24 protein-coding genes and 1 pseudogene are annotated in these 25,602 nt (G+C 36.5%); 8 read left to right on the forward strand and 17 right to left on the reverse strand.

Features of this window, described 5'->3' with window-relative positions:
• Positions 1-2: 2 nt before the first annotated feature.
• Both DS031_RS12730 and DS031_RS12735 read right to left on the reverse strand, forming a co-directional pair.
• Entirely contained in the window at positions 3-611 is a 609-nt protein-coding gene (locus DS031_RS12730) for a TVP38/TMEM64 family protein (protein WP_113806443.1), read from the reverse strand.
• Between the two features lie 333 nt (positions 612-944).
• Positions 945-1,625 (reverse strand): MgtC/SapB family protein, encoded by a 681-nt coding sequence (locus tag DS031_RS12735; RefSeq protein WP_113806444.1) that lies wholly within the window; start codon positions 1,623-1,625, stop codon positions 945-947.
• A gap of 239 nt (positions 1,626-1,864) precedes the next feature.
• On the opposite strand from DS031_RS12735, the gene DS031_RS12740 reads away from it, so the two are divergent.
• Positions 1,865-2,323 (forward strand): protease complex subunit PrcB family protein, encoded by a 459-nt coding sequence (locus tag DS031_RS12740; protein ID WP_113806445.1) that lies wholly within the window; start codon positions 1,865-1,867, stop codon positions 2,321-2,323.
• A 124-nt stretch (positions 2,324-2,447) separates the two neighbouring features.
• Here the strand turns inward: DS031_RS12740 and DS031_RS12745 are convergent.
• Positions 2,448-3,152 (reverse strand): annotated as a pseudogene (locus tag DS031_RS12745) (AIM24 family protein).
• A gap of 106 nt (positions 3,153-3,258) precedes the next feature.
• Positions 3,259-4,116 carry a mechanosensitive ion channel family protein gene (locus DS031_RS12750; RefSeq protein ID WP_113806446.1) on the reverse strand — a complete coding sequence of 286 codons (858 nt, stop codon included), beginning with the start codon at positions 4,114-4,116 and terminating at the stop codon, positions 3,259-3,261.
• A 163-nt stretch (positions 4,117-4,279) separates the two neighbouring features.
• Between DS031_RS12750 and DS031_RS12755 the strand changes: the two genes are divergently transcribed.
• From DS031_RS12755 to DS031_RS12765, 3 genes are all read left to right on the forward strand, one after another.
• Positions 4,280-5,815 (forward strand): FAD-dependent oxidoreductase, encoded by a 1,536-nt coding sequence (locus tag DS031_RS12755; RefSeq protein WP_113806447.1) that lies wholly within the window; start codon positions 4,280-4,282, stop codon positions 5,813-5,815.
• 255 nt (positions 5,816-6,070) lie between these two features.
• The gene (locus DS031_RS12760) at positions 6,071-7,078 is read left to right on the forward strand and encodes a stalk domain-containing protein (protein ID WP_113806448.1); all 1,008 of its coding nucleotides are present in this window, start codon (positions 6,071-6,073) and stop codon (positions 7,076-7,078) included.
• A gap of 160 nt (positions 7,079-7,238) precedes the next feature.
• Positions 7,239-7,547, forward strand: a complete 309-nt coding sequence (locus DS031_RS12765; RefSeq protein WP_113806449.1) for a hypothetical protein — start codon at positions 7,239-7,241, stop codon at positions 7,545-7,547.
• 77 nt (positions 7,548-7,624) lie between these two features.
• On the opposite strand, the gene DS031_RS12770 is transcribed toward DS031_RS12765, so the two are convergent.
• The 4 genes from DS031_RS12770 to kynU all read right to left on the reverse strand — a co-directional run bounded on the left by DS031_RS12770 (position 7,625) and on the right by kynU (position 11,861).
• The gene (locus DS031_RS12770) at positions 7,625-8,983 is read right to left on the reverse strand and encodes a sodium-dependent transporter (protein WP_113806450.1); all 1,359 of its coding nucleotides are present in this window, start codon (positions 8,981-8,983) and stop codon (positions 7,625-7,627) included.
• Between the two features lie 86 nt (positions 8,984-9,069).
• A complete protein-coding gene (gene kynA / locus DS031_RS12775) occupies positions 9,070-9,918 on the reverse strand; it encodes a tryptophan 2,3-dioxygenase (RefSeq protein ID WP_113806451.1) in 849 nt (282 codons plus the stop codon).
• A gap of 19 nt (positions 9,919-9,937) precedes the next feature.
• A complete protein-coding gene (gene kynB / locus DS031_RS12780; RefSeq protein WP_113806452.1) occupies positions 9,938-10,558 on the reverse strand; it encodes an arylformamidase in 621 nt (206 codons plus the stop codon).
• A gap of 16 nt (positions 10,559-10,574) precedes the next feature.
• Entirely contained in the window at positions 10,575-11,861 is a 1,287-nt protein-coding gene (kynU, locus tag DS031_RS12785; RefSeq protein WP_113806453.1) for a kynureninase, read from the reverse strand.
• 175 nt (positions 11,862-12,036) lie between these two features.
• On the opposite strand from kynU, the gene DS031_RS12790 reads away from it, so the two are divergent.
• The 3 genes from DS031_RS12790 (at position 12,037) to DS031_RS12800 (ending at position 13,812) form a co-directional block, all read left to right on the forward strand.
• Positions 12,037-12,249, forward strand: coding sequence for a gamma-type small acid-soluble spore protein (locus tag DS031_RS12790; protein WP_113806454.1), 213 nt, complete (start codon positions 12,037-12,039; stop codon positions 12,247-12,249).
• A 105-nt stretch (positions 12,250-12,354) separates the two neighbouring features.
• The gene (locus tag DS031_RS12795) at positions 12,355-12,981 is read left to right on the forward strand and encodes a LysE family translocator (RefSeq protein ID WP_113806455.1); all 627 of its coding nucleotides are present in this window, start codon (positions 12,355-12,357) and stop codon (positions 12,979-12,981) included.
• Positions 12,982-13,050: 69 nt separating this feature from the next.
• A complete protein-coding gene (locus tag DS031_RS12800; protein ID WP_113806456.1) occupies positions 13,051-13,812 on the forward strand; it encodes a YqcI/YcgG family protein in 762 nt (253 codons plus the stop codon).
• Here the strand turns inward: DS031_RS12800 and DS031_RS12805 are convergent.
• Positions 13,809-15,149 carry an amino acid permease gene (locus tag DS031_RS12805; RefSeq protein WP_113806457.1) on the reverse strand — a complete coding sequence of 447 codons (1,341 nt, stop codon included), beginning with the start codon at positions 15,147-15,149 and terminating at the stop codon, positions 13,809-13,811. The genes DS031_RS12800 and DS031_RS12805 overlap by 4 nt on opposite strands.
• Before the next feature lie 117 nt (positions 15,150-15,266).
• Here DS031_RS12805 and DS031_RS12810 point away from each other — a divergent pair, with 117 nt between their 5' ends.
• Positions 15,267-15,857 carry a DUF1989 domain-containing protein gene (locus DS031_RS12810; protein WP_113806458.1) on the forward strand — a complete coding sequence of 197 codons (591 nt, stop codon included), beginning with the start codon at positions 15,267-15,269 and terminating at the stop codon, positions 15,855-15,857.
• Positions 15,858-15,897: 40 nt separating this feature from the next.
• Here the strand turns inward: DS031_RS12810 and DS031_RS12815 are convergent, their stop codons facing one another.
• The 8 genes from DS031_RS12815 to DS031_RS12850 form a co-directional block, all read right to left on the reverse strand.
• A complete protein-coding gene (locus DS031_RS12815) occupies positions 15,898-16,227 on the reverse strand; it encodes a PTS sugar transporter subunit IIB (RefSeq protein ID WP_113806459.1) in 330 nt (109 codons plus the stop codon).
• 142 nt (positions 16,228-16,369) lie between these two features.
• On the reverse strand, positions 16,370-17,803 hold the full coding sequence (locus tag DS031_RS12820) for a PTS transporter subunit EIIC (protein ID WP_113806460.1): 1,434 nt from the start codon (positions 17,801-17,803) through the stop codon (positions 16,370-16,372).
• Positions 17,804-17,808: 5 nt separating this feature from the next.
• Entirely contained in the window at positions 17,809-19,947 is a 2,139-nt protein-coding gene (locus DS031_RS12825; RefSeq protein WP_113806461.1) for a BglG family transcription antiterminator, read from the reverse strand.
• A 23-nt stretch (positions 19,948-19,970) separates the two neighbouring features.
• Positions 19,971-21,509, reverse strand: coding sequence for an extracellular solute-binding protein (locus tag DS031_RS12830; RefSeq protein WP_245947401.1), 1,539 nt, complete (start codon positions 21,507-21,509; stop codon positions 19,971-19,973).
• A gap of 78 nt (positions 21,510-21,587) precedes the next feature.
• On the reverse strand, positions 21,588-22,367 hold the full coding sequence (locus tag DS031_RS12835; protein ID WP_113806463.1) for a Cof-type HAD-IIB family hydrolase: 780 nt from the start codon (positions 22,365-22,367) through the stop codon (positions 21,588-21,590).
• A 322-nt stretch (positions 22,368-22,689) separates the two neighbouring features.
• On the reverse strand, positions 22,690-23,748 hold the full coding sequence (locus DS031_RS12840) for an NAD(P)-dependent alcohol dehydrogenase (RefSeq protein WP_113806464.1): 1,059 nt from the start codon (positions 23,746-23,748) through the stop codon (positions 22,690-22,692).
• A 22-nt stretch (positions 23,749-23,770) separates the two neighbouring features.
• Positions 23,771-24,586: a carbohydrate ABC transporter permease gene (locus DS031_RS12845; RefSeq protein WP_113806465.1), complete on the reverse strand. Its 816-nt coding sequence runs from the start codon at positions 24,584-24,586 to the stop codon at positions 23,771-23,773.
• Entirely contained in the window at positions 24,586-25,524 is a 939-nt protein-coding gene (locus tag DS031_RS12850; protein ID WP_113806466.1) for a carbohydrate ABC transporter permease, read from the reverse strand. The genes DS031_RS12845 and DS031_RS12850 overlap by 1 nt, the downstream gene beginning before the upstream one ends.
• Between the last annotated feature and the right edge of the window lie 78 nt (positions 25,525-25,602).

The raw sequence follows: 25,602 nt of genomic DNA on the forward strand, positions 1-25,602 counted from the left end.
GTTTACAATCCCTTATGTGTCCGCTTTTTTAAGTATGCTTCAATAACTTTTCCTACTACCCAAAGGGCAGCAATAATACAAACAATTAAAGTAAGCTCGAGCGGCTTTTTAACAATTTTTATAAAATCATGACCGATAAATGAAACAATAAAAATCATCACCATTTTTCCTAACACTAAAGCTAGTGAAAAAGTTTTTACATTCATTTTTGATAAGCCTGCAATAACATTAATGAATGCAGAAGGAGTGAAAGGAAAACAAAACATTAAAAAAACAGCTCCAAACCCATGCTTCTCAAACCAGTGTAAGCCAGATTTTATCTTTTTATGTTTGTAAACCCACTGCATAAACTTCTCACTTGCTAAACGTCTTACAATGAAAAATACAAAGAGTGAACCAAGAACCGCTCCAATCCAAGAATATAGAAATCCCTGCCATAATCCATATACAACCGCATTTCCAGCAACAAATAAAAATAACGGCAAAATCGGTAAAAGAGACTCCAACATTGGAAGTAATATTCCAGGGAGCGGACCTAATGTTCGATATTGCTCTAGCAAAGAAAGAATATTTTCTTCAGTTAATTGAGTTTGTATCCATTCAATATCCATTTTCATTAACACCTTTTTAATAAAAGTTAATCACTGTACTCTATTTCAACTATAGCGTCTATTTATCATTTTTGCCAATTATTATATAATAATTTCTATTAAAAAAGTTATTTTTAAATTTCTCCTGCTTATAAAAAAACATCTCTCCAAAGCTGGAGAGATGTTTTTTTATAAGCAGGAGCTGTTGTCATAAAGAATTTGATTATTGTTATAATGAATGATAAGGAGTGATAAAAATGGAATTTATAATAAATATTTTAGTTGGAGTTGGGCTTATTTTCCTTTTTATTATTGGTATTTATTTAATTGATACATTTCGAAAACGATAAGAAATTAGAGACTTTCTACCTCAACATAAATAACTCCTTCAATTGTTCTAATCATCTCATAAACTTCTGTTGTATAAAGTTTCTCAAACGTAGCAATGCGCAATTCAACTTGATGATTTTGATCTTTTAAATCTTTCACTCGAACATGATGAATGTGAATGCCCTGTTTATAAATGGTTTTCATAAATTCGGTTAAATTGCTATCTTTTTTCAAAGTTAACTTTGCACGCATCTCACGCTGTCTAAGTTTTTTAGGACCAATCCATTTTATCAATATGGGTAAAATATTAACACTAAATAAAATAAGTGCTGCCCCTGTAAATGCTTCATAATAAAAGCCTGCACCTGCTGCAATTCCGAGCCCTGATGCTCCCCAAATAATCGCCGCAGTTGTTAATCCTGAAATGGCATCATTATTCCGCCTTAAAATAACACCTGCACCAATAAAACCAATCCCAGATACGATTTGAGCAGCAAGACGCATTGGGTCTGTACGAATATTTGTTGAAAGTTCAGCAAATGTTTCCGCAGATTCAATGGATACAATGGTAAGCAAACAGCTGCTTACCGCAATGACAATACATGTTTTGAGACCTAACGGCTTATGTTTTAGCTCTCTTTCAATTCCTATCATCATTCCTAACAGACCAGCAATACACAATTTTGCTAACACAATGAGACTCATTTGTTTCACCTCTAACTAACTCATTTGCTTTATCCAATACTGTTATTCCTTATGCTATGACGCTTATATACCCATTATGTTACACTCTATATGCAAAAAACTTCTACATAAAATTGAACAAATTAAATAAATCGTTGCAAATTCGTAACATCTTAACACTTGAAAATCATCTGTATTTAGAGTAGTTTGAAAGAGATGCCGCTATTTATTGGTTTGATTGAACAAGGGAGAGAAGATCCGTGAACAAAAAAAGCATCCTCATCTTTATTGTCTTACTATCTCTACTCAGTGCATGCAGCAGCGCTACGGAGAATACATCTCCTGCTGATCCATCTGAATATAAAGAAATAGCATTTGAACGTGTTTCATTAGAAAATACTCCAAATGATATTCAACTTTCAGTCAATGTAAAAGGAATTGAAGAATCAACGTTTGGGCTGCTTGGATCGGATGGAAAACTTTATGTTATCGTTACAAGAGGTGAAAAAGCTTCCACTGGATATGAGGTAATAATTAAAAAAGTGGAACACCGTGTTGATCATATTGCAGTGATTTTTGAATACAAAGATCCTGCGGAAGATGAAGAAATAAAAAATACGTTAACCTATCCTTCTACTGTTATTACATTTGAAAATACCGGATTACCTATTCGCTTTAAGCAGTTAGGTGAACGCTCATGGATTGACGCTTTTCAATAATAACGATGATGTTAAAAGCAGACATGAATGTTTTTAGCACAAAATTACTAAGAGCACGGGAAACTGTTGGATCCCCTGCTCTTAGTATATGTTAAGAAAGCAACATAACCATCCCTAAGTTTTTTTAACTATTTCCATTTTGCCAATAAACTTCTTCAAACGGTTGAACAACTACAAATCCCTCTCCTGTAAACATCATTTGAATGGATTCCCCACTTCCTCTTCCAAAAAACGTCTTCAATGTTACATCTGTCCGAAATTCAGGCTGCAGATGCCCCGATCAAGCAACCGTTGCATTTGGATCTGTAATAATAGGACGATCTGGAGTAACTTTTAAGGTCAGAGGCTCGTAATGAGAGGTGATAGCTACCATACCTATTCCTTCACACCGAACATGAAATAACCCCCCAGCCATTATACCGGTAATACGCTTCATTAATTTAATATCCCAATGAATAGACGGTTCAAATGCAAGAAGATCATTTCCATTTACACAGATTGAATCATTTTCTAAATGAAGAATTGAAATTTTTTTACCTTGATCTGCTAAATATAATTTACCCTTACCTGTTGCTTTCATTAATGAGGCGCCTTCACCTGTAAAGGCCTTTTTTACAAATTTACTTAATCCATGCTCTAGTATTCCTTCTCTTTCAAACTTAATATTTCCATGATAAGCAACCATTGAGCCAGCTTTTGCCCATACTTGACGGTCTAAATTAACTTCAAGAAGCCGCTCTGTTTCAAGTTCAAAAAAACCATGACCTTTATCTTGCTGAGAGGTTTGATTAATAAATTCCTCTAATGAATAGTTATGCTTTAACTCCATAAATAAAAATCCCCCTCCATATATAAATTAACTTTCATCTTTCATACGTAAACATTCTAAAAAAGTTTCAAAACAAAAAAGAGGATAACTCTCATGAGTCAACCTCTCATTCTGTTTTATAGGCGATTTGCTGCTCGGGCATCTTGATGTTACGGTCGAAAAATGCTTGTGCAATAATTTCTTTCGTCTCCTGTACAGCTGTAATATAGTCACTATCAGTAACTGTTGCTACAATTGTAAATTTATATCCTAACGGTGAAGAATCTAACGAGGAAAGACCATGCACACGATATTGTTCAACAACTTGCCCTTCTCTATCTTTTTTCAAATATGGTTGATGCTGTTCATTCAACTGCTCGCACAACCCATTAAGCAGCTCCTTTACTTCCTGAGGGTTTTGTCTAAAGCTTACAATAACACTTTCATATATACGCCTTGATTCAACGTTGCCGTTGACAATTTTTCTTACTTCCCCATTTGAAATTGTTGTAACCATTCCGTTTAGTTTACGAATCTTCAGCGCACGAAATCCTAATTCTTCAACTGTACCTCCGTCAAGCTCTTCATTAATTCGAACAAAATCTCCCTTTTTAAACTGACCTTCAAACAGAAAGAAGAACCCATACAGCATATCTTTAATAGCACTCTGTGCACCAAATCCGATGACGATCCCCAGCACTCCACCTGCAACAAGAAGCTCCTTAATTTCAATAAATGGCTTAACTGCTGTAATGAGAACAATGAAAAATCCTAAATAATTAGAAGACGTTTTGAAAACACTTTCAATCGTCCCTTCTTGCTTTTCATTAATATAATTCGTTCTTTTAAAAAACTGATGCAAACTAAAGCGCAGAAAAAACAGCAGACCATACGTCACAACAATAGTTAAAAACAATGTGAATACATATTCTTTGACACTTAGCCATTCTATGTTTAAAAAATCAGCTGCAATACTATAATTCATACTCTTCCCCCAAACAAAATCCCTTCTTCTATTTAATGAAATAATTATAAGGAATTCATTACAATCTTGCAATTAGATTATTTGATGAACGTTTTTTGGTACATAATTTTTATTTTTTTAGAAAAATTATGTATTAGATAGATAATGGACTGGAGGAACAATAATGACTGAAGATAACAAACGTGCGATACCACAATACCCTGAACCGTTCTGGAGAGAGTCTATACATCTCCCTACATATGAAAGGCTTTCAGAAGATATAAGTGTAGATGCTGCAATTGTTGGCGGCGGTATTACAGGTGTAACCGCTGCCTACTTACTTGCAAAAGAAGGGTTAAATGTCATTCTCTTAGAAGCAGGTAGAATTTTAAATGGAACAACCGGTCATACAACTGCTAAAATTACAACACAGCACGACCTTATTTACGATGAATTTCTTCAACATTTTGGCGAGGAAAAAAGCAAGCTTTACTATGAAGCAAATACCAATGCACTAAATTTTATAAAACATACAGTCAATGAATTAAAGATGGATTGTGATTTTACTGACGAAGATGCTTATCTTTATTCCACCTCGTACAAATATGCTGAAAAAATTGAGAAAGAATACAAAGCCTATCAAACACTCGGTATTAATGGCGAAACTGTTAAAAACATACCGTTTGATATCCCGACTACCGCAGCGCTCATTATGAAAAACCAAGCACAATTTCATCCGCTTAAATATTTAGCTGTACTTGTGAATGAGTTTACGAAACTAGGGGGCATTATTTATGAACAAACAACAGCAGTTGACATAAAAGATGATCTAAAACCAACAATTTATACTCGTGATGGTCATAAAGTAAGCTGTGACAATGTACTTATCTGTTCTCATTTTCCTTTTTATGACGGATTGGGGTTTTATTTCAGCCGAATGTATGCAGAAAAATCCTACGTGATCGGTGTAAAAACTAAAAAAAATTTTCCAGGAGGTATGTATTTAAGCGTTGATGAAACAGTCCGATCGCTTCGTTCCACCACTATTAACGGCAATAAACTCGTATTAATTGGCGGTGAAAGTCATAAAACTGGACAAGGTATTGATACAATGCTTCATTATAACGTATTAGAAACATTTGCTGATGAGGTATTAGGAATAAAAGAATATTTATATAGATGGTCTGCCCAAGATTTAATCACATTAGATAAGCTTCCTTATATTGGTCGTATTTCAACAAGACATCCAAATATACTTGTGGCAACAGGATATAGAAAATGGGGAATGACAAATGGAACAGCCGCAGCCCTTCTTATGCGAGATATTATCCTAGAAAAAAAGAATCCTTATGAAGAATTATATACGCCTTCACGTTTTAAGGCTGATCCAACCATTAAAAATTTCATTGTTCAAAATGCTGATGTTGCCGCACATCTTCTTGAAGGAAAATTCGATCTTACATATAAGAGAATTGATGAATTAGCCCATGATGAAGGTGCTGTTGTACGAGTTAACGGAAAACGTGCCGGCGCCTATAAAGATTCGAAAGGCTGTCTTCATATTGTCGATACAACCTGTACCCATTTAGGCTGTGAAGTGGAATGGAATGGTGGTGACAGAACTTGGGACTGTCCTTGTCATGGTTCACGTTATTCCATAGAAGGCGAGGTTATCGAAGGCCCGGCAAATAAGTCCTTAAAGAAAATTGATGAAAATTAAAGAGGCCATTAAAAAGAAGGCTCTTCTTATCTCCTAGAGATCAGAAACTTCTATACTAACAAGCACAAAGCTTCTTAATAGATAAAGGGTTAACCAGCTTTAATTGGTTAATCCTTTTTTATTTCCAACTATATTAAAAAACTATTTCTTTTAAGAAACAGTTAAAATACTTTAATTGGCAACTATTCCCTTCTCTGTTTTGTGTAAAACCATGTTAAGATACAAAGGTCGAAAAAAAACAGAAAGGGTGATTATGTGTTAGAAAATAGGGGAACAATTAGATTTCCTATTTCCTTTGCTCTATTTTTTGCTGTTATTTTTACTGTAATGGTATATCATCCAGCTCAAAGTAAGGCAGCGGCAAATATCGCGGTACTGCTAAACGGGAAAGAAATTAAATCTGCGACTGCATTAACTCTTATTAAAAATGATCGTACATATGTACCGATTCGTTTTCTATCAGAGGAAATAGGTGCAGAAGTAAAATGGGATTCTTTAAATAGGAAAGTTTCCATCTCTTTTAAAGATAACCGTCATATTGAGCTTTGGATTGATTCCATTCAATATGAGGTAAACGGCGAAAGAAGGATGATGGATGTTACGCCATTTATTAAAGAAGGAAGAACAATGGTTCCTCTTCGTTTTGCTGCTGAAGGAATGGGCTTAAATGTCCGTTGGGATAATGTAATCCGTACCGTTATATTAGATGAAGTAGGACTTCATACTGTGATTACAAATGACACCTTATATCGGCTCAGTCAATTTTACAATACAACGGTTGATGAATTAATTCGTCTTAATAACTTAAATTCTACTAATATTTATCTCGGACAAGTTCTAAAAGTGCCAGCAGCTCAAAAAATTACTGGACCAGTAAATATAACTTCTTCCCTATCTGATTCTGAATTAGAATGGCTTGCTAAAATTATTACAGCTGAAGCAAGAGGTGAATCCATGCAGGGTCAAGTGGCAGTAGGTGCTGTTATTATGAATCGAGTAAGCAGCAGCGAGTTCCCAAATACCGTAGAGGAGGTTGTACTCCAGCAAAACAACGGTCATTACCAATTTACTCCTGTGGCTAGCGGTGCTATTTACTCGATTAATCCTACTTCGGAAAACATCGAAGCTGCAATTCGCGCAGCAAACGGTGAAGATCCGACAAATGGATCACTATTTTTCTATAATCCTAGTATTATAACTAGCGATTGGATAAAAAGCAGAACAGTGTCAACAATTATCGGTAATCATGTATTTGCATTTTAAAGATTAGAATGCTTAAACAGAAACGACTTTTTTATTAATAGAATGTTTTTTAAAAAGCGTCGGTAATATGCCGATGCTTTTTATTATAGAAATCGTATACAGAATTAAATGAATGTCTGCATATAGATAGTAAGAGATACAGTTTGAAGGCGTGCAGAAAATGAAAGATAAAAAACGAGTCATCCTTAATATTGCGTTAACCTATATCGGAACGGTTGTAGGAGCAGGATTTGCAAGCGGGAAAGAAATAGTGGAGTTTTTTAATCGCTTTGGAATTCTTGAGTTTTTCAGCATACTATTAAGCGGCCTTTTCTTTATAATAGGCGGAATAAAATTAATGGTTATCTCAAAACGAATTCATGCAAAGTCCTATCAAGATCTAAATCTTTATTTGTTTGGTTCATTGATTGGACAAATTGTCAATTGGTTGTTTTTAATCCTTAACAATCTTATTTGTGTTAACGATTAAATCTTTGCCAAAAGAATTACAACAAATGATGAATAAAAAGCCTGTAAACAGAAAATCCGTTACAGGCTTTTTAAAAGTTATTGAAACATATTTAAAATACCAATTGCATCGAGAAAAACAATAATAATAGCCAGCGGTACAATATAGCGAATGCATAAAAACCAAACCGCAAACCAGCGTTTCCCATAGCTTGTCCCTGCACTAATTTCTTCTAAGAGGACCTCTTTTGAAATTTTACGCGAAGCAAAAATAGAAATAAACAACGCGCCAAGCGGCAGCACAATATTTGATACAAAATAATCCGCAAGATCAAACACCGTTTTATCAAACAGTTTTACATCACTTAACACACCAAATGAAAGGGCAGATGGAATTCCGATTAAAAAGATAATCAGTCCTGTTACCCATGTTGTCTTTTTTCGCTTTGTACTGTCCTCTTTTGTAATCGCGGCAACAATAATTTCAAGCATTGAAAACGCAGATGTTAGCGTTGCGAATAAAAACAGTACTAAAAAGATGAATAAAAACAGCATTCCAAACGGCATCGCATTAAATACTGCCGGAAGAACGACAAATAATAAACCAGGTCCTTCTGTAGGTTCAAACCCAAATGAGAAAACTGCAGGGAATATTGCAAGACCTGCTAATAATGATATAAAAATATTCATTGCAACAACAATCGAAGCCGATTTTGTTAAGCTTTCTTTTTTAGGTAAATAAGAACTGTATGTAACCATCACTGACAGCCCCACACTTAAGGCAAAAAATGATTGGCCGAGTGCAAATAAAATTGTATTTGAATCAAGATTTGCGAAACTAGGATAAAGGAAAAAGCGGATTCCTTCACCTACTTCACTTAACGTTAACGAGCGAACGATTAAAATGATAAAGGAAATAAATAAAGCAGGCATCATAAATTGACTTGCTTTTTCAATCCCCTTCTGAACGCCTTTTTCCACAACTAAAATTGTCAGTAACATAAACACGAACTGTGCAAATACAGAAAGAACTGGACTTGCAATCATTTCTCCAAATAATGGACCGTACTCATCCTGCCCTATGCTGCTTAATTGACCACTTATGAGCTTCACAAGATAAATTAAAATCCATCCGCCAACAACACTGTAAAACGATAATAGAACAAAACTTCCAATAACACCAAAACGACCAATCCAGTGCCAGCTCGTTCCCGGCGCAAATGTTTTATAAGCGGAGATCGCATCTTTTTGCGAGCCTCTTCCGATAATAAACTCTGCTAATAAAATTGGAAGACCGATAAATATTGTAAATAATAAAAAGATAAAAAAGAAGGCCCCCCCACCGCTCGTTCCAGCTACATACGGAAACTTCCAAATCGCACCGAGACCAATTGCAGAACCCGCTGCCGCCATAATAAAACCAATCTTAGATGTCCACTGCTCTTTATGCTGACTCATAATTCTCTCCCTAATAAAAAATTGTTTACTCTACCATCAGTTAGTATACACTTTCAAATAGCAAATGAAAACTATCGTTCATCAATTTATAATTTTGTGCGCAGCTCCCAAAGTTCTGGGAAAAAACGATGATCAAGTACTTTTTTTAAATATGTGACACCTGATGATCCCCCTGTACCTTTTTTATAACCAATAATCCTCTCCACTGTTTTCATATGATGAAACCGCCATTGCTGGAGGCGATCTTCTATATCTACTAATTTCTCTGCTAATTGATAAAGATCCCAGTAGGCGTCAACATTACGGTATACTTCAAGCCAAGCGGCCTCTACACTTTGATCTGCTTGATAGACTTTTGTATAATCTTTCTTTAACCTCTCCGCGCTTATTTGAAAACCGGCTTTAGAGAGTGCCTCAATAGAGACATCATACAGGCTTGGTTCATGAAGCGCCTTTTTTAAGCATTCATATATCTTGTTATCTTTTTTATAAATTTCCAGTACATGACTTGTTTTAAAACCAAGCGCAAATTCAATCATTCGGTATTGATAGGATTGAAAGCCAGATGATCTGCCTAATTTGTCTCGAAATTTCACATATTCTGATGGAGTGAGCGTGGCCAATACATCCCATGACTCGATCATTTGTCTTTGAATTTTTGAAACACGGGCAAGCATTTTAAATGCAGGCTGCAGTTTATTATGTTGTATAGAAGAAATCGCGGCTTTTAATTCATGAAGAATTAGCTTCATCCACAACTCACTCACTTGATGAATAACGATAAACAACATTTCATCATGATGATTAGATAACCGATTTTGGCTCGATAAAAGTTTATCTAAATCCAAATATTCCCCGTAAGTCATGCTGTTTTGAAAATCGGTATGAATGCCTGTTTCTGACGTTAGCTCCTTATTGTCCCCCTTACCTTTCATACCTTTCCCCCCTTATTTATTATTTAACCGCTTTAACGACAGCACGCACCGGACTTCCGTCACTATCTTTTAATGCGAGTGGAAGTGCGATTAGTTTATAATCTCCCGGGGTTACATGCGAAAGAACAACATTTTCTAATATATGAATTCCGTTATTAAATAAAGCATGATGCGCTTTAAGTTCCTTACTATCGAGCGGATCTACTGAAGGAACATCAACTCCAACTAAGCGTACGCCCATTTTCTTTAAATACGGAGCAAGATCTTGACGTAAATGCGGAATTTTTTCAGGAAATTGATAAGGATTCATACTAGCGTTCGTTTTTAAAAGCAGTCTTTTTACGCCTTCCAACTGATAACTTTGCAGTTCAACTTCTCCAATGCTCTCATACTGGGAAACATCAATGATTTTTGCTTTTCCTACATAAATGTTAATATCAAGATCCAGTACTTTTTTTCCATGATCGTCAAAATGAAACGGCGCATCAATATGTGTTCCTGTATGTGTGCTCATTTCAAGCTTACCAACATTAACAGAGCCGCTTTCTTTCTTAGAATACGCTACTTCATAAGAAAAAGGCGTATCGCCGGGCCAGACGGCAATATCATTGTTTAAAGGTTGAGAAATATCAATCCACATTAACTACCACTCCTTTTTACGCGATAATACCGCGTGTATTTGGATATTTTTTATACTGCTCTTCTGTCATAATTTTTTTCAACGTTTGAACAGCCTTCCAAACCTCTTCATACGTATTATATAAAGCTGCAGGCGCGAGGCGAATACCATTTGGCGCTCGAAAGTCAGGAATCACGTTATTTTCCTTGAGCGCTTTACAAATTCGAGCCGCTTCTTGATGTTCTAAATAAAGATGACCGCCTCTTCTCTCCTCATCAGTTGGATTGCCTATTGTAAACTCCATCCCTTTTAATTCATGCGCAATTAAGTTCATCATATAGTTTGTTAGCTGCAGAGACTTTTTTCGAAGTCGCTCTATTCCGGCTTCTTTAAGTAGTTCGAGTGATCCAATTAACGGTGCGCAGCTTAAAATATGAGGGGTGCCAATTTGATAAGCACCTGCATCTTCTGCTTGTATTAATGTATGCTCCATATCAAACTGTTTTTCTTTATGTGAGCTAAACCACCCGGCAAGACCTGGCGTTTTTTTAAAATGTTTTTTGTTTACATACAGTCCAGCCGTGCTTCCGGGTCCGCTGTTTAAATATTTATAGGAACACCAAACCGCAAAATCGACTCCCCATTCACTTAACTGATGCGGCAGTGCACCAATAGAATGACAAAGGTCAAATCCGATTAAGATGCGGTGTTTATGCGCTTCTTCTGTTAAACGCTTCATATTAAGTACTTGACCACTTCGATATAATACACTTGGCAGCAGAATAAAAGCCACCTCTTCACTCATCGCTGTAATAATGTCCTCTTCTTCAATCATTCTTCCATCTCGGCTTTTAACGGTTATCAATTGTTCGTCAGGGTTGTAGCCCTTTAACTCGAGCTGACTTTTTAGCGCATAAATATCTGATGGAAATGTTAATTCATCAGCCATTATTTTTGTTCTTTTTCCTTTTGGCTTATAAAATGTTGCAATCATTTGATGAAGATTCGTCGTCGTAGAACCGGTTACAATTACTTCTTCAGTCGCTGCACCAAGAAGCGGAGCCGTTAATTTACCAAGCTCTTCTGACAAATAAAACCAAGGATATTTTCCTTCCGTCCACCCGTCAATGCCATACTCTCTCCAAGAATACAGCACCTCTAATAATGATTTTTCCGCTCTTTTTGATAGTAAACCTAATGAGTTGCCATCTAAATAAATACTTCCCTCTTTTATGTAAAATTCATTTCGAAAAGGAGCTAATTTGTCTTTTTGATCGAGTTCACAAGCGTAATGTTGAGAAGAATCAAACCTCTCTTTATTCATATATATGTCTCCCCTTTTAATACATTTCAGTTGTTTTAATTCCCTGAATTTATTATATCAATAAAATAATTAGTTGGTTTTATGTTTTCAATATTTATTAAAAACAATTACTATGCCTTTTTTAGGATAAACATTCCCTGTTCAGTTTAACTTAAACAATAGGGAGGTGATTTACATGGAAAAGCAACACTTTACAGTTGCTGGTACAAATATTGACGAAGTAAAACAGCTAAACGCTCAATCTGGTTTGTCTTATAATCAAGTAAAAGAAGTTTTAGCAAAAACAACAAATATAACGGGGGCAGAGATTTACGGCCATCAAGATTTTCATAACATACGAAAAGAAATCGAGCAATCCATGACAATGATTTATAGCGATAAACAATGAAAAGCAGGCTCTTGGCAGCCTGCTTTTCATTGTTCTTTCTATTCTTTTCCATGAATAGAATGTGTACAAGTCATCTTTATGGATACATAAGAGGAGTGTGAAAATATGAGTATTTTTTTAAGCTATATTTTTTTAGGGTTATCATTATCGGCTCCAATTGGTCCGATAAATGCCGCTCAATTAGATAAAGGAATTCGCAACGGCTTTTTTCACGCTTGGCTTATTGGTGTTGGAGCGATGGCTGCTGATGCTTTGTATATGCTGCTCATCTATTTTGGGATTGCTCAATTTTTAAGCACACCGTTTATAAAAACATTTCTTTGGTTATTTGGCTTTTTTGTACTCGTTTATACAGGAATTGAAACATTAAAAGGCTTAAAAGAAATGACGATTGAAAATAAGCGCACTGACGAATTAATATCAAAATCATTTTCTGTCGGATTTTTCATGGCTCTTTCTAACCCTTTAAACATTTTATTTTGGTTAGGCATTTATGGCTCGATTTTAGCAAAAACAGTTGATTATTACGGTACTTATCAGCTCTTTTTTTACAGCTCAGGAATTTTTATTGGCATTTTAATATGGGATATTGTAATGGCGGCGGTCGCAAGCACATGCAAGCACTATTTAAACCGCCGTCCACTTCAAATCATTTCTTTACTGGCTGGTATTTCATTAATTTGCTTTGGTATTTATTTTGGCTTCGAGGCGTGTAAACAATTATTTTTATAAGATAGGGCATTCACCTTATTCACCTCCGCGTAATATGTATATTTTGTATCGCTGGAGGTGAACGATTCAATGACCGAGTTGTATAAAAAAAGTTGGCTTGAAGAAAATCTACTAGATCTTCCAAAATGGCAGCGAGATGCTTTTCTAAAGTTTGCTAACATGATTAATGATGATGCAAATACGTATCCATGCGTTCCGGGACGGCAGGGGTTTCAATTAGATCATCTTCGCTTCGGCTTTAGCTGTGATCCTAGAAAAAGCGAGTCTTATTACACATTAGCAGCCCTTTTAAAACAGTACAGCGAATGTTCAAGAGATACTGGAAAATACGCTTCCTTAGTTGTTATCTTTGAAACACCAGAAGACTTAACGGAAAATGCCTCTGTTGAAATGTATGAAAATCTTTTTTGGACACTTTTAAATGAAACAGCAAAGCTTGATGAAGCAGAATGGCCAGAGAATATTCCTGATAATCCTTCCCACCATTCCTGGGAATTTTGCTTTAATGGCGAACCGTTTTTTGCGTTTTGCGCAACACCAGCACATGTTATTCGCAAAAGCCGGCATTTTCCTTATTTTATTTTAGCGTTTCAACCGCGCTGGGTATTTGAAAAAGTCAACGATTCAACACCATTTGGAAAAAAAATAAAAAAGGCGATAAGAAAACGTCTCGTTAACTACGACGGTATACCTGCTCATCCTTCCTTAAAATGGTACGGCCAAAAAGATAATCATGAGTGGGAGCAGTATTTTTTACGTGACGACGACACTTCTTTATCAAAATGCCCCTTTTCTCGTATGAAACATGCCTTAAATAAACTTCGCTTTTAACTTGTATGTTCTTGATTTCTCCACCGCTTTCTCATCATTAACGTTATAATTCCAATCACAGCAGCAAACAGCACACTGACAAAGAACCCTGGCCTGCTCGTTTTTTCTAATAATGTTCCGCTTACCGCAGCAGTGATTAAAAAAAAGGCAGAAAAGGTTTTTATTTTATCTTTTACATTAAGTTTGCTAAGTTTACGGTAAGAAAATAAAATAAACAGCCATGTATATAAAAGCATCAGTCCTGCCGCTGTTGTCAGATATTCATATATTTGCTTTGGTAATAAAAGCGCAAGAATAATCGATACAATTAACCCGCTTGTTGTTAGGGCTAAGGCAGGGAGCGGCACTTTCCATTTTCCTTTTTTCGAAAATAACTTTGGTGCATCGCCGTCTTCTGATAATGTTACAAGTATGAGTGTTACTGCAAATAATGAGGCAACCATCGTTGAAAATCCTGCAATAATAAACGCTCCATTAAAAATATCAAGAATATATGGAAGGCTGTATTCTTTAAAAGCGACTACAAATGGGCTTTCTTGTTTATTAAAAGCATCAAGAGGAACAAGCAGTAAGGCAAGACCCAGAGATACAATATAAATAACCGCTAGAATAAACAACATTACTTTTCCTGATTTCGACGCTTCTTTTGGATCAGTTAAATTGGCAGCCATCAGTCCCATTACTTCAATACCGCCAAAGGCGTAAAAGGCATAAATTAATCCAGTCCAAAGTCCGACGACGCCGACCGGAAAAAACTCACCCACTGAATTTGGAATTTGCGCTTTTATTGGTCTCCCACCGTCAAAATATCCAAATAAGGCAAGAACAGCAAGGACAATAAACATAAGAATGGCAGCAGTTTTTATGACCGCTAAAATATTTTCTGTTTTTTCAAAGCCATGAGCTCCTAGAAAAATAACGATAAGGCCTAAAAATCCATAAATCGAGGCTAAAATCCAAACCGGCACGTTTGGAAACCAAAAGCGTGAGAAAAGAGCAAGAGCAGTTAATTGGCTCCCCATAATGAGCATTTCAGCACCCCAATATACCCAGCCGCTGCTAAACCCGGCCCAACGCCCGAACGCTTTTTTGGCATAAGAACGAAAAGAGCCTTTTTCAGGATGTTCTGCTGTCATTTTTGCTAAAGCTTCAAAAACAAAGTATGTCCCTACTGCAGCAAATAAAAAAGTAAAAATAACAGAAAAACCGCTTTTTTCAATAGCTATACTCGATCCTAAAAAAAAGCCCGTCCCTATTGTACAGCCAACACCAATTAAGGAAAGCTGCCACCACTTTAAATAGGCTTCTTCTTTTTTATGTACACTGACTCTTTTCATCACACGCCTCCTTGCTTTTCCCATCATTTAGTGTTGGAAAATAGAAAAAGATTTATGTATGAGAAAAGTATCTCTCATCCATACTGTTACAAGAAACTGTACATTTAGGAGAGCAGCATGAAAAAACATTTTCTTATTCCCGCTAAAACCGGTTTAAGTATAGAAGTGAAGAAAGGCTCTATCATTAAAATTATTGATGTTGAAGGACAGCAGGTTGCTGATTTTACAGCTTATCATGCTGAGGACTATCATGAAAAACTCGATCTCCGGGTGACAATTGATGCTCTGAATACCGTTTATTTTAAACTGAATGACGCTCTTTATTCGAATATGTACCGCCCAATGTTCACAATCCTTAAAGATACGGTAGGCAAACACGGCGTACTTCTTCCTGCTTGTCGGGCTGAAATGTATGAATGGTTATATAATAAAAATGGGCATCGTAATTGTTATGATAATTTAAATGAATCCCTTTCTAAATTTAATATTCCAAAGTCTGATCACCATTATCCTTTTAATATTTTTATGAATACAGTGCTTCATCAAAACGGAACATTACAAGTGGAAAAGCCGCTCTCAACCGCTGGGGATTTTCTAAAATTAAAAGTAGAAATGGATGTTATTATCGCGATTTCTGCCTGTCCAGTTGAGGAAAGTCCTTGTAATGGCTATTTCCCTTCTACTATCGAACTAGAAGTTGAATGTTAAAAAAGCAGAGTTCCTTCCCACAAAGAAGAACACTCTGCTTTTAATTTTTAGAAGTTAAATATTGAACTAATCGATTATGGCTTTCTTGATGAAGATACGATTGAAGTGAAAAATAACGATGGTCCGGATAAAGGTTTTTCACCTGATCTGCAAAATTTTCATGAATAACAATCAGATCTGTTTCTTCTGAAATCTCATGAATAGAGGAATGGTTAAGTCTGATCGTTAAGCCTGCTTCTCTCAGCTTTTTTCGAATTAATGCCGCTCCGACTACACTTGAAACCATTCCACCCTCACAAGCAAAGGTGATTACTTTAATGGTTGGTTGGTTTTTTAATAAAGTTTTTATCACAACGCTTGCTTTGCGCATTCCTTCCTTTCTCTCATTACTCGTATTTATTTCTTAGCCTCATTGTAACAAGTACATGAAGCAAGAAATAGTTTTACATCCTTAAAATTTGTCAATTAAAGATAATGACAAATTTTATATTTATACAGCTTTTCATACTTGGTTAGTTGTTTTCTCTTTTTAAACGCTCAATAAGATCATCATATCCTTTCATTTCCGTAAAAGATTGCAGCGGGTAATACATTCGATCCGGAGCAGTCTTTTGTACGTTTGAAAGAAGCTTTTGGTGACAAATAATTAAGTTTACATCTTCAGGTATTTCATCAAGACCGGCGTTATCCACTTCGATTTCTAAGTTTGCCTGCCTTAATTTTTTTCTAAGCATCGCTGCTCCGACCGCACTCGATCCTAATCCAGCTTCACATACAAAAAGGATTTTATGGATATGTTGAAAGTTAGACTGATTTATTTGATTACATTTCGGCTCTTGATACGCTTTCTCTTCTAACCATTGTGCTCCTGTTTGTTCCTCATTCAACTGATCGACCGTTTCTAATCTCGTTATTTCAGTCACATGTTCACGGTTCTCTTCTTCTGTTGGTGATTTTAAAAATGGATCTAATACAAGAAAGCTGATAAGAAAGGAAACAAGTGCTGAAGCTAAGACACCGATTAACACAAAAAGCATATCCTCTTTTGGAGCTAATCCAATAAATAAAAAGATACTTCCCGGTGATGGAAGTGAAACGAGCCCTACATCAAACAGCTGAAATGTAATCGTTCCTATCATTCCGCCTGTGACAACGGAAAGAAGTAATAAAGGTTTTCGTAATATATAAGGAAAATAAACTTCATGAATGCCGCCAAAAAATTGGATAAAACAGGAAATTTTTGCTCCTCTTCTCTGTTCTGCTTTCGTTTTTAACCAATAAGCAAGCAGAACACCAAAGCCTGGACCAGGGTTTGCTTCTAATAAGAAAAAAATTGATTTACTTAATTCTTTTGCTTGTTGAATACCTAACGGAGCGAGTATCCCGTAATTAATAATATTATTAAAAAAGAAAACTTTTGCCGGTTCAATAATCAGCGCTGTTAATGGAAGCCACCCAGCATAAATCACATCTTCTAAAAGCGCGGTTGACCATTTTACCCCAGCAGACAATGTTTGACCAACATACAAAAAACAAATGCTTGTAAAAAAGACGGCAACAATCGCACCGATTAAGTTCCCGATTAATAATTCTGATCCTACCGGCAGTCTTTTTTTGACGGCTGAATCAAGCTTATTAACAATCCAGCCGATTACGGGTCCAACAATCATTGCACCAAAAATAACAGAAGTGGAACTAGCAAGTGTTAAGCCGTACGTAACAATAGAAGCGACAACAGCACCGCGCTGACCGCCCATCAGCTTTCCACCAGTATAAGCCAACAATATCGGTAAAAGTGTATTGTATATTGGATTCACTAAAAGAAGAAGTCGATCATTATAAAACCAGCCATAAATCCCAAAAAGTTCACGTATAATTCCAACTGCTATAATAACAGCTACATTTTGCCAAATCATCGCACTGAGCAGTTGACCAAATTTTCTCATTAATTTTATAACCCCTTTAAAGATCCTACTGCTTTATTGCGATACAGGTTCGATAAAACATCGTCTATTGTCGCATTCACTTCTTCTCGTGAGCCTTCAGTTAAAACAGCGAGAAATTCATCCTCTACTAGCATCGCACTAATTTCACTAATCATTTCAATGTGCTCTTTTGGCGAATCTTTTGGAACGGCAAGAAGAAGAAAGGTGTTAATAGATTGGGCGGCATCGTCATCACGATTCCACTCAACAGAATCATTCATGCGGAAAATGGAAACAAATAGCTCTTTTACCCCTACTGTTTTTGCATGAAGCATTGCTACATTTTCTAAAACAAATCCTCCCTGCTTCTCACGCTTTTCAAGATCTTCATGCATTTTTTCAAAATCGCAAATAACGAGCCTTTCTTTAATCTGTTCCAGCACGTTTAATAAAAGCGGCTGTTTCACTTCGACGTTTTCCACAATCACTATATTTCTTAAAATTTGCATCATGCCTTCGCCGTATTTCGCAAGCGACACCATCGAAGACTGTTTTTCAAGCTGCTTTTTGTCTTCTTTTACGAATATTTCTTTTTTAGAAGCAAACTCTAATATTTTTTGGATTTTTGTAAGATCTTCTTTTACTAAAAATGGACTTACTGTTACAACCTTTTCATTTCCTTCTAAAAAGGGAAGGTTAACAGTTGAAATAAAAATATCAATCTCGGTATCATCTTTTATCAATCCTTGAAGCTCATTAACTGAAATAACATCTTTCACATGAAGATTTGGCATTTCTGTGCGAATTTTAGAGGCAAGATATGTAGATGTACCAAGACCACTCGCACAAATGACGACTGCTTGATAATTCTTCTTTATCATATCTTTCTTACGGATAAGCGAAGCACCAATATGCATCGCTAAATAGCCGATTTCCTCTTCTGGAATGATGTATCCTGTTTTTTCTGATAAAAGTGTGCACGCTTTTTCACACGCATGATAAGTATCTGGATATTTTTCTTTAATTTTTTCAAGCATTGGATTATGAATTTGAAGCCCAAGCTTTAAACGGTTAAAGGCAGGTACAAAATGTGAAACTAATCCATCAAGAAGAAAAGCATCGCTTTGAAGAGATTCTTCTAAATAATATTCTGCTGCACGAATAAAACTTTGTGCTAATTCAATCCACTGAAACGCTTCATTGTCTGCTATCTCGTTTTGCTGCTTCATCATTCGGGCTCCTGCTAAATGAAGCGCAATATAATTCACTTCTGTTTTTGGAATAGCAATCGATAACCCTTTTTCTAAATTAGTCACAATCTTCTCAGCAAGAAAATAAGCTTCTTCATCTAATTGATTGACTGGATAGGCAGGCTGTTCTTCAATAATTTCACCGTGCTTTATTCTTTCAACAGCAAGCATTAAATGAACAATTAAATTCACATAATTTCGATCCGTTAATTCAATCTTTTTGTGCGCATCAATTACTTCACGAACTGCTTTTTCAACAACTAAAATATTAGGGGTATGAACAAATTTTAACAGTCGATTGCGAATCACTGCTTCTAATTGATGATAAGATTTATTTTCACCTTCTTCAGTTGGAGAATGAAAAAGCTCCATCCATTCTTCAAATGTAATGTCTTTATGCATAAGCCGAGACAGCATCGTACGGCGCTGCTGTTCTGTTCCTTCAACATAAACGCCAACACCCGGCAGGCGAACAAGTATAATACGTCCTTTATTTAACCAACCTTCTGCTTTATCTAAGTCATTACTGATTGTTGATTCGGTTACTCCATATTTTTTACTGAACACAAAATGTTTCACAGGTTCTTTGGAAAGAAGCAGATCATAGGTGATTCCTTCTTGTCTTTCTTCAGGAGAATAAGCAGACATTGTTTTACTTTCCTGCAGCTGTTTTTCCAGCAATTCTCTGCCTTCAGATCCTCCTTTTAACTCAATTCCTTGACCAATTTTTTTCCCAACTTTTAAATCGTAGTGCTGCAAAACAGATTTTAATGACGTGATTTCACGTTGAATCGTTCTCGTACTAAGTTTAAATTTGTCCGCTAGTTCTTTGTATGAAACAGGACCTTTTGCATATAACAACGTTCGAAGCAGTTCTTTTTGCCGTGAATCGATCAATGGATGCTGCTGTGTCAATTGCTTCTCTCCCCTTTTAATGATTATTTATTTTTAATAACGCGGTCGCTTTTTTCTGCAATTTCTGCTGCTGTTTCTTCTGGACTTTGTTTATTTATTAGCATGGTGGATAGTTCGGTAAAAATAAACGTATTAATCTGCGGCCACTGAGGGATTTTTGGTCTTATATACATATTTTCTTCTTCCCACGCTTGAAGTGCTGCACGAACAGAAAGTAAATTTGGCATCTCTTTCGATTCAATTGTCCCAACTTCCATTCCTCGCTGCACTTCAGGTAGTTTGTAAACAGATTGACGTGTGGGAATAGTTCCTCCTTCTTCCGACTTTAAAATCATATATTGAGACTGTGGCGATGTAGCCCAGACGAGAAATAACCAGGCCGCTTTTTTCTCTCTACTGTTTGCATATTTATTAATTGCAATGCCTGTACCGCCGTATGTATGTGCACGGCGGACCGTTCCTTTTGGCAATACGGTCCATCCAACTTTGTCAGCCACTTTTGATGTTTGACTGTTTGCAAATACGGCAGAATAATCATGCCACTGCGGAGCCATGGCAAGCTCACCCTTAGCAAAGACTTCCGCTAGATCGCGCCAATCCCAAGATGTACTTCCCGGTGCTGCAATACTTAACAGCTGTTTGTAAAACTTCAGCGATTGTACTGCGGCTTCTGACGTCATTGTTGAATTCCCTGGGGTGTTTGTGCCAATACTTCGACTGCTGCTGTTTTCCAAATAGTCGCCGCCGTTTGCCGCGAGAATATTGCTAAAATCATTCATGAGTGAATCATGACGTTCTGCTTGATGACCGATTCCGTATTTTACCTCTGTAATCGTTCCATCTTCCACTTTTTTATTAATCCATTTGCCAATTTCATAATATTTTTGCCATGTTAAGCTTTCCCCTGGTGTCCAATCATAGCCCATCTCTTTTATAAACATTTCTTTGTATTTCTCAAAGACATCTTTTCGATAAGCAAGCACCATTGTAGAAGCGTCATATGGAAGAGCAAGAAACTTTTCTTTATTTTCCATGTAGCTGACAACGTCCACTTGACTTTGAATAAAATCTTCTACACCTCCAGGAATGTGAGGCATCGTTGGTTCCTTATTAAATAGGTTTAAATCAACAAAATTCTCTTGATATTTTGTTAAAATTTGATAAGGATCGGCATAAATAATATCGTAGTTACTTGCTTTTGCGTTAAAATCAAGGCCAACTTTTTCAATGACTGTTACAAAATCCATTTGTTCAATCGTTACCTTGATTCCTGTTACGGCTTCAAATTTATCGATGTTTGCAGCAAGCGCAGCGGAAGGAGGCGTATTTTCAGAAATCATTGTTAGCTCGGTTCCTTCAAACTGCTTCCAATCAAATCCTTGTGGGGCTTCAATTGTTGGCAATCCTTCAACCTTTCCCTTAAAAGGAGCTTCCACCAGCACATTAGGATTGATATGTTCTGCATTTGTGCTCTTGGGATCAAATGGTTCTTCTTGTAATGTGCAGGCTGATATTATTAACAGCATGAATATGTAGAAAACTACTTTAATTGAATATCTCATTTTTTCTGCCTCCCCCTCCTCTCTCATAAAAATGATCCTTTTCTAAAAACTAGTCAGAAAAGGATCATTTTTATTTTTTCAAGAAAGCAACCCTGCTAATTTTAATCCATAAGGAATGCCTTCCTCTTTTACATCTTTTGTCACGAGATCAGCTGCTTCCTGCACAACTTTTGCGGCATTTCCCATCGCGATACCTTGTCCTACAAATTGAAGCATTTCAATATCATTAAGACCATCACCAAACGCATAGACATTTTCTTTTTTCACATCAATGCGCTCTAGCATTCTTTGAATCCCAACTGCTTTTGAACCGCCAAGCGGAAGCACATCAGCTGAATAGTGATGCCAGCGAATAAAAGAAAGTTCCGAAAAACGATCACTATACTGTTTCTCATCATGTTCTTCACAAAACAATAAAATTTGATAAATTTCTCGATTCTTATAATATGCTGCATCATATGTTGGATAATGGCCTATTTTTAAACTGTTGATACTCGTATCAATATGAGGATGACTTTCATAGTTTGCTTTCATGCCGAGATGATCTTGAAACACTAACGGATGATTTTTGTCACTTGTATAGTTTTCTAATTCTGCAATGATCTTTTGATCAATTGGATTTTTATAAATGACGTCTCCCTTATAAACAACATACTGTCCGTTAAAGCTTACAAATGAATCAATTTCAAGTTCTTCTAATAACTCTTTAAACATAAACGGAGCACGACCGGTTGCAATCGCAACTTCAACGTCGCTCTCTTTTAGCGCTTTTACTGCCTGTTTTGTTGAAAGCGGCAGCCGTTTTTCGCCATCCAATAACGTGCCGTCAATATCAAAAAACACTAGTTTCTTCTCCATCTCCATCACTCCTCTATTCTAATTTACAACTACTATTGTACATTAGAATAAGTCAACTGTATTCCTATAAAACAGCTTTAGTCTTTCATCACGCTCTTCATACTTTTGAGTTGTTATTAAAACCCTTACATTTCGGTAAATAAAAAAGCTGAGGATATTATCTACCATTTTACATTTAGTAAGCTGCCTTTTCATCCTAAAGTTCTCACAATTTTGTCATCCTTCCCTTATGACAAAATTTAAGCAGTGAAAATAGTGGAGTATATAAAAAAGAGTTCACTAGCCAGTTAACAAACTGACAGAGAACTCTACACATCCCTTTTTAATCCTTGCTGTTTGGATAAATCATAATTTTTATACTTTTATCTTTTTCTGTTCTTGCCGTTTCAACAGCTTCTTTTATTTCATCTAACTTAAATGAATCGGTAATTACTTTTTCAATGTTAAGATTACAATGACTTAATGCTTGAATAACAGCCGGATACGTATTGGCATAGCGGAAGACCCCGTATACATCAATTTCTGCATCAATGAGATGAGCAATATCAATCGGGATCTCGCTCTGTACCGGAAGTCCGACTAAAACAAGTCTGCCACCTCGATTCACCTGCTTTACAGCCGCTCCAATCGCATGCTGATTTCCTGATGTTTCAATTAAAACGTCAATCCCTTTTCCATTCGTTAATTCTTGAAGTCTATCATTGACATCTTCTATTGTTGGATCAATTACGTTCGTCGCTCCCATTTCAAGAGCTAATTCACGGCGAAAAGGGACAACATCACTAGTGTAAATTTCTGTAACACCAAACATTTTTGCTGCTTGAATCGTAAGCAGACCGATTGGTCCAAGACCTGTAATAAACAAGCGATCAGCAGGACCGACTTTACCGCGTTTCATTGCATGAAAGCCGACTGATAACGGTTCTAACAGCGCCCCCTCTTCATAGCTCATGCTGTCCGGCAGTTTAAAAAGAAAATCACTTCTCACAGAAACATAATCGGCCCATGCCCCGTCAACAGGTGGTGTCGCCATAAACACAACGTCTGGACAAAGATTATAGCGTCCTGATTTACAATAGCTGCATTTTCCGCATGTAACACCCGGCTCAACTGCAACTCTTTCACCTACTGAAACATTTGTTACATCCTCACCAATCTTTACAACTTCTCCAGCTAGTTCATGTCCTAAAATAATCGGTTTTTTTACTTCATAACGACCGATTTTCCCGTGCTCATAATAATGTACATCTGAACCACAAACACCAATGCAGGCTACTTTAATTAATGCTTCATCTCGCTTTGGTTCCGGCATTTTCACTTCTTTTACTTCAATTGAAAGAGGCTTATCAAGTACAGCTGCTTTCATTTGCGACACATTCATCAGCTCCTCTATTTTCCAGAATTTATCCTTTAACAGCTCCCATCGTTAAACCGCGTACAAGCTGCTTTTGCGTAAACCATCCTAAAATAAGTACCGGCAAAATCGCAATAGTCGCTGCCGCTGCCATCTTCGCCCAGAACAAACCTTCCTGTGTCATATAAGAAGACATATAAACAGGCAATGTTCCCGCATTTGTATAACTCATACTTACCGCGAAGAAAAATTCATTCCAAGCAAATACCATTGATAATAATCCTGTTGAAATTAAACCTGGTCTAACGAGCGGCAGGACCACTTGGAAAAAGCTTTGTAGTCCTGACGCACCGTCAATTTGTGTTGCTTCAATAATTTCATATGAAATATCTTTAAAAAATGAGCGCATCATCCAAACGATGAGCGGAACATTCATTGCGGCATAAAGTAGAATTAAGCCTGTTTTCGAATCTAATAAATTTGTATTTTTAAAGATTAAATAAAGTGGAATAATAACTCCGGCAATCGGTAAAAACCTTGTTGAAATAAACCAAAATAAAATATCATCACCTTTTTTCACTTTAAACATTGCTAAGGCATATGCTGCCGGTACACCTAAGGCAAGCGCGATTAACGTTGACACCGATGTAACGATGACTGAGTTTACTAGAAACTCACTAACGCCTAAATCCCAAATCATTCGAAAGTTTTCAAGCGTTGGTTTAAAGAAAATGGTTGGCGGGATTACAATGGCTTCCCCTTCACTTTTAAAGCCTGTAATAAAAATCCATAAAATCGGAAAAAAGAATAGAAAAGCTGCAAGATACGTAACAAGGGTTAATCCACCTGAGACGATTTTTTTCATTACATTTCCCCCTTGAATGTGCGACGTAATACTTTAATAAGTGCAAGCATCATAATAATCGTTAGAATAACTGTGATCACACCAACTGCTGTTGCTTCTCCAACATTCCAGCTTTGGAAACCGATGCGATATACAAAGAATGATAGGTTCGTAGATGCAAAGCCGGGACCGCCGGATGTTGTAACATAAATTTCACCAAAAACTTGGAGAATGAACATTAAGCCAAGCAGTACAACAACTTCAATGTAACGAACTAAGTGCGGAATTGTTACATTCATAAACTGCTGAATGCGGTTTGCACCATCTAATTGTGACGCTTCAATTAATTCATGCGGCAATGACTGCAGTCCCGCAAGTAAGATTAGCATAAAGAATGGAATCCACTGCCATGAAACAATCATAATAATCGCTAGAAGAGGACGCTCAGAAAGCCAATCAACCGGTGCGCTTCCGAATACGTTCGCAAAATAAGCGGAATAACCAAAGTTCGGATTTAGCATCATTGTTTTCCAAATAATTGCTGACACTGTCGGCATTACGAAAAACGGTGAAACAAACATCGTACGAACGATTCCTTTTCCAAAAAAATCCCGGTTCATTAAAAGGGCAAAAGTTAACCCTAATATAAAACAAACGAGTAAGATCGAAACGGTAAGTAAAAACGTGTTGCTAAGAACTTGATAAAACGCCGGCTGGGATAAAACACTTGCAAAGTTTTTCAACCCTGAAAACGCAATGCCGCGATCCGGCCTCATAATATTCCAATCATGCAAACTATAGTAAATCGTAATTAAAAATGGTACTTGCGTTATAATGGCCACAAAAATAATACTTGGCAGCAGCAGCCGTTTTACCGGCGGTTCATTTAATTTCTTTTTATTAGGTTTTCGATTTGTCGTCACACCGGAGTACTGCTGAACAGCTTCACTCTGTCTCATACTACTCCTCCTTTTTTATCGTTATTAATTCGCAGTTCTTTATTTCTACGAAAGAGAAAGATTGATTTTTCCTCTTTC

It is taken from the genome of Bacillus taeanensis, assembly GCF_003318295.1.
In the GTDB taxonomy this organism is placed as follows: domain Bacteria; phylum Bacillota; class Bacilli; order Bacillales; family UBA6769; genus Maribacillus; species Maribacillus taeanensis.

Excerpts from the sequence above, each read along its gene's own strand:
- DS031_RS12730 (WP_113806443.1), bottom strand. The coding sequence starts at position 611 with ATGGATATTGAATGGATACAAACTCAATTAACTGAAGAAAATATTCTT.
- DS031_RS12735 (WP_113806444.1), bottom strand. The coding sequence starts at position 1,625 with ATGAGTCTCATTGTGTTAGCAAAATTGTGTATTGCTGGTCTGTTAGGA.
- DS031_RS12750 (WP_113806446.1), bottom strand. The coding sequence starts at position 4,116 with ATGAATTATAGTATTGCAGCTGATTTTTTAAACATAGAATGGCTAAGT.
- DS031_RS12755 (WP_113806447.1), top strand. The coding sequence starts at position 4,280 with ATGACTGAAGATAACAAACGTGCGATACCACAATACCCTGAACCGTTC.
- DS031_RS12765 (WP_113806449.1), top strand. The coding sequence starts at position 7,239 with ATGAAAGATAAAAAACGAGTCATCCTTAATATTGCGTTAACCTATATC.
- DS031_RS12770 (WP_113806450.1), bottom strand. The coding sequence starts at position 8,983 with ATGAGTCAGCATAAAGAGCAGTGGACATCTAAGATTGGTTTTATTATG.
- kynA (WP_113806451.1), bottom strand. The coding sequence starts at position 9,918 with ATGAAAGGTAAGGGGGACAATAAGGAGCTAACGTCAGAAACAGGCATT.
- kynB (WP_113806452.1), bottom strand. The coding sequence starts at position 10,558 with ATGTGGATTGATATTTCTCAACCTTTAAACAATGATATTGCCGTCTGG.
- kynU (WP_113806453.1), bottom strand. The coding sequence starts at position 11,861 with ATGAATAAAGAGAGGTTTGATTCTTCTCAACATTACGCTTGTGAACTC.
- DS031_RS12790 (WP_113806454.1), top strand. The coding sequence starts at position 12,037 with ATGGAAAAGCAACACTTTACAGTTGCTGGTACAAATATTGACGAAGTA.
- DS031_RS12795 (WP_113806455.1), top strand. The coding sequence starts at position 12,355 with ATGAGTATTTTTTTAAGCTATATTTTTTTAGGGTTATCATTATCGGCT.
- DS031_RS12800 (WP_113806456.1), top strand. The coding sequence starts at position 13,051 with ATGACCGAGTTGTATAAAAAAAGTTGGCTTGAAGAAAATCTACTAGAT.
- DS031_RS12805 (WP_113806457.1), bottom strand. The coding sequence starts at position 15,149 with ATGAAAAGAGTCAGTGTACATAAAAAAGAAGAAGCCTATTTAAAGTGG.
- DS031_RS12810 (WP_113806458.1), top strand. The coding sequence starts at position 15,267 with ATGAAAAAACATTTTCTTATTCCCGCTAAAACCGGTTTAAGTATAGAA.
- DS031_RS12815 (WP_113806459.1), bottom strand. The coding sequence starts at position 16,227 with ATGCGCAAAGCAAGCGTTGTGATAAAAACTTTATTAAAAAACCAACCA.
- DS031_RS12820 (WP_113806460.1), bottom strand. The coding sequence starts at position 17,803 with ATGAGAAAATTTGGTCAACTGCTCAGTGCGATGATTTGGCAAAATGTA.
- DS031_RS12830 (WP_245947401.1), bottom strand. The coding sequence starts at position 21,509 with ATGAGATATTCAATTAAAGTAGTTTTCTACATATTCATGCTGTTAATA.
- DS031_RS12835 (WP_113806463.1), bottom strand. The coding sequence starts at position 22,367 with ATGGAGAAGAAACTAGTGTTTTTTGATATTGACGGCACGTTATTGGAT.
- DS031_RS12840 (WP_113806464.1), bottom strand. The coding sequence starts at position 23,748 with ATGAATGTGTCGCAAATGAAAGCAGCTGTACTTGATAAGCCTCTTTCA.
- DS031_RS12845 (WP_113806465.1), bottom strand. The coding sequence starts at position 24,586 with ATGAAAAAAATCGTCTCAGGTGGATTAACCCTTGTTACGTATCTTGCA.
- DS031_RS12850 (WP_113806466.1), bottom strand. The coding sequence starts at position 25,524 with ATGAGACAGAGTGAAGCTGTTCAGCAGTACTCCGGTGTGACGACAAAT.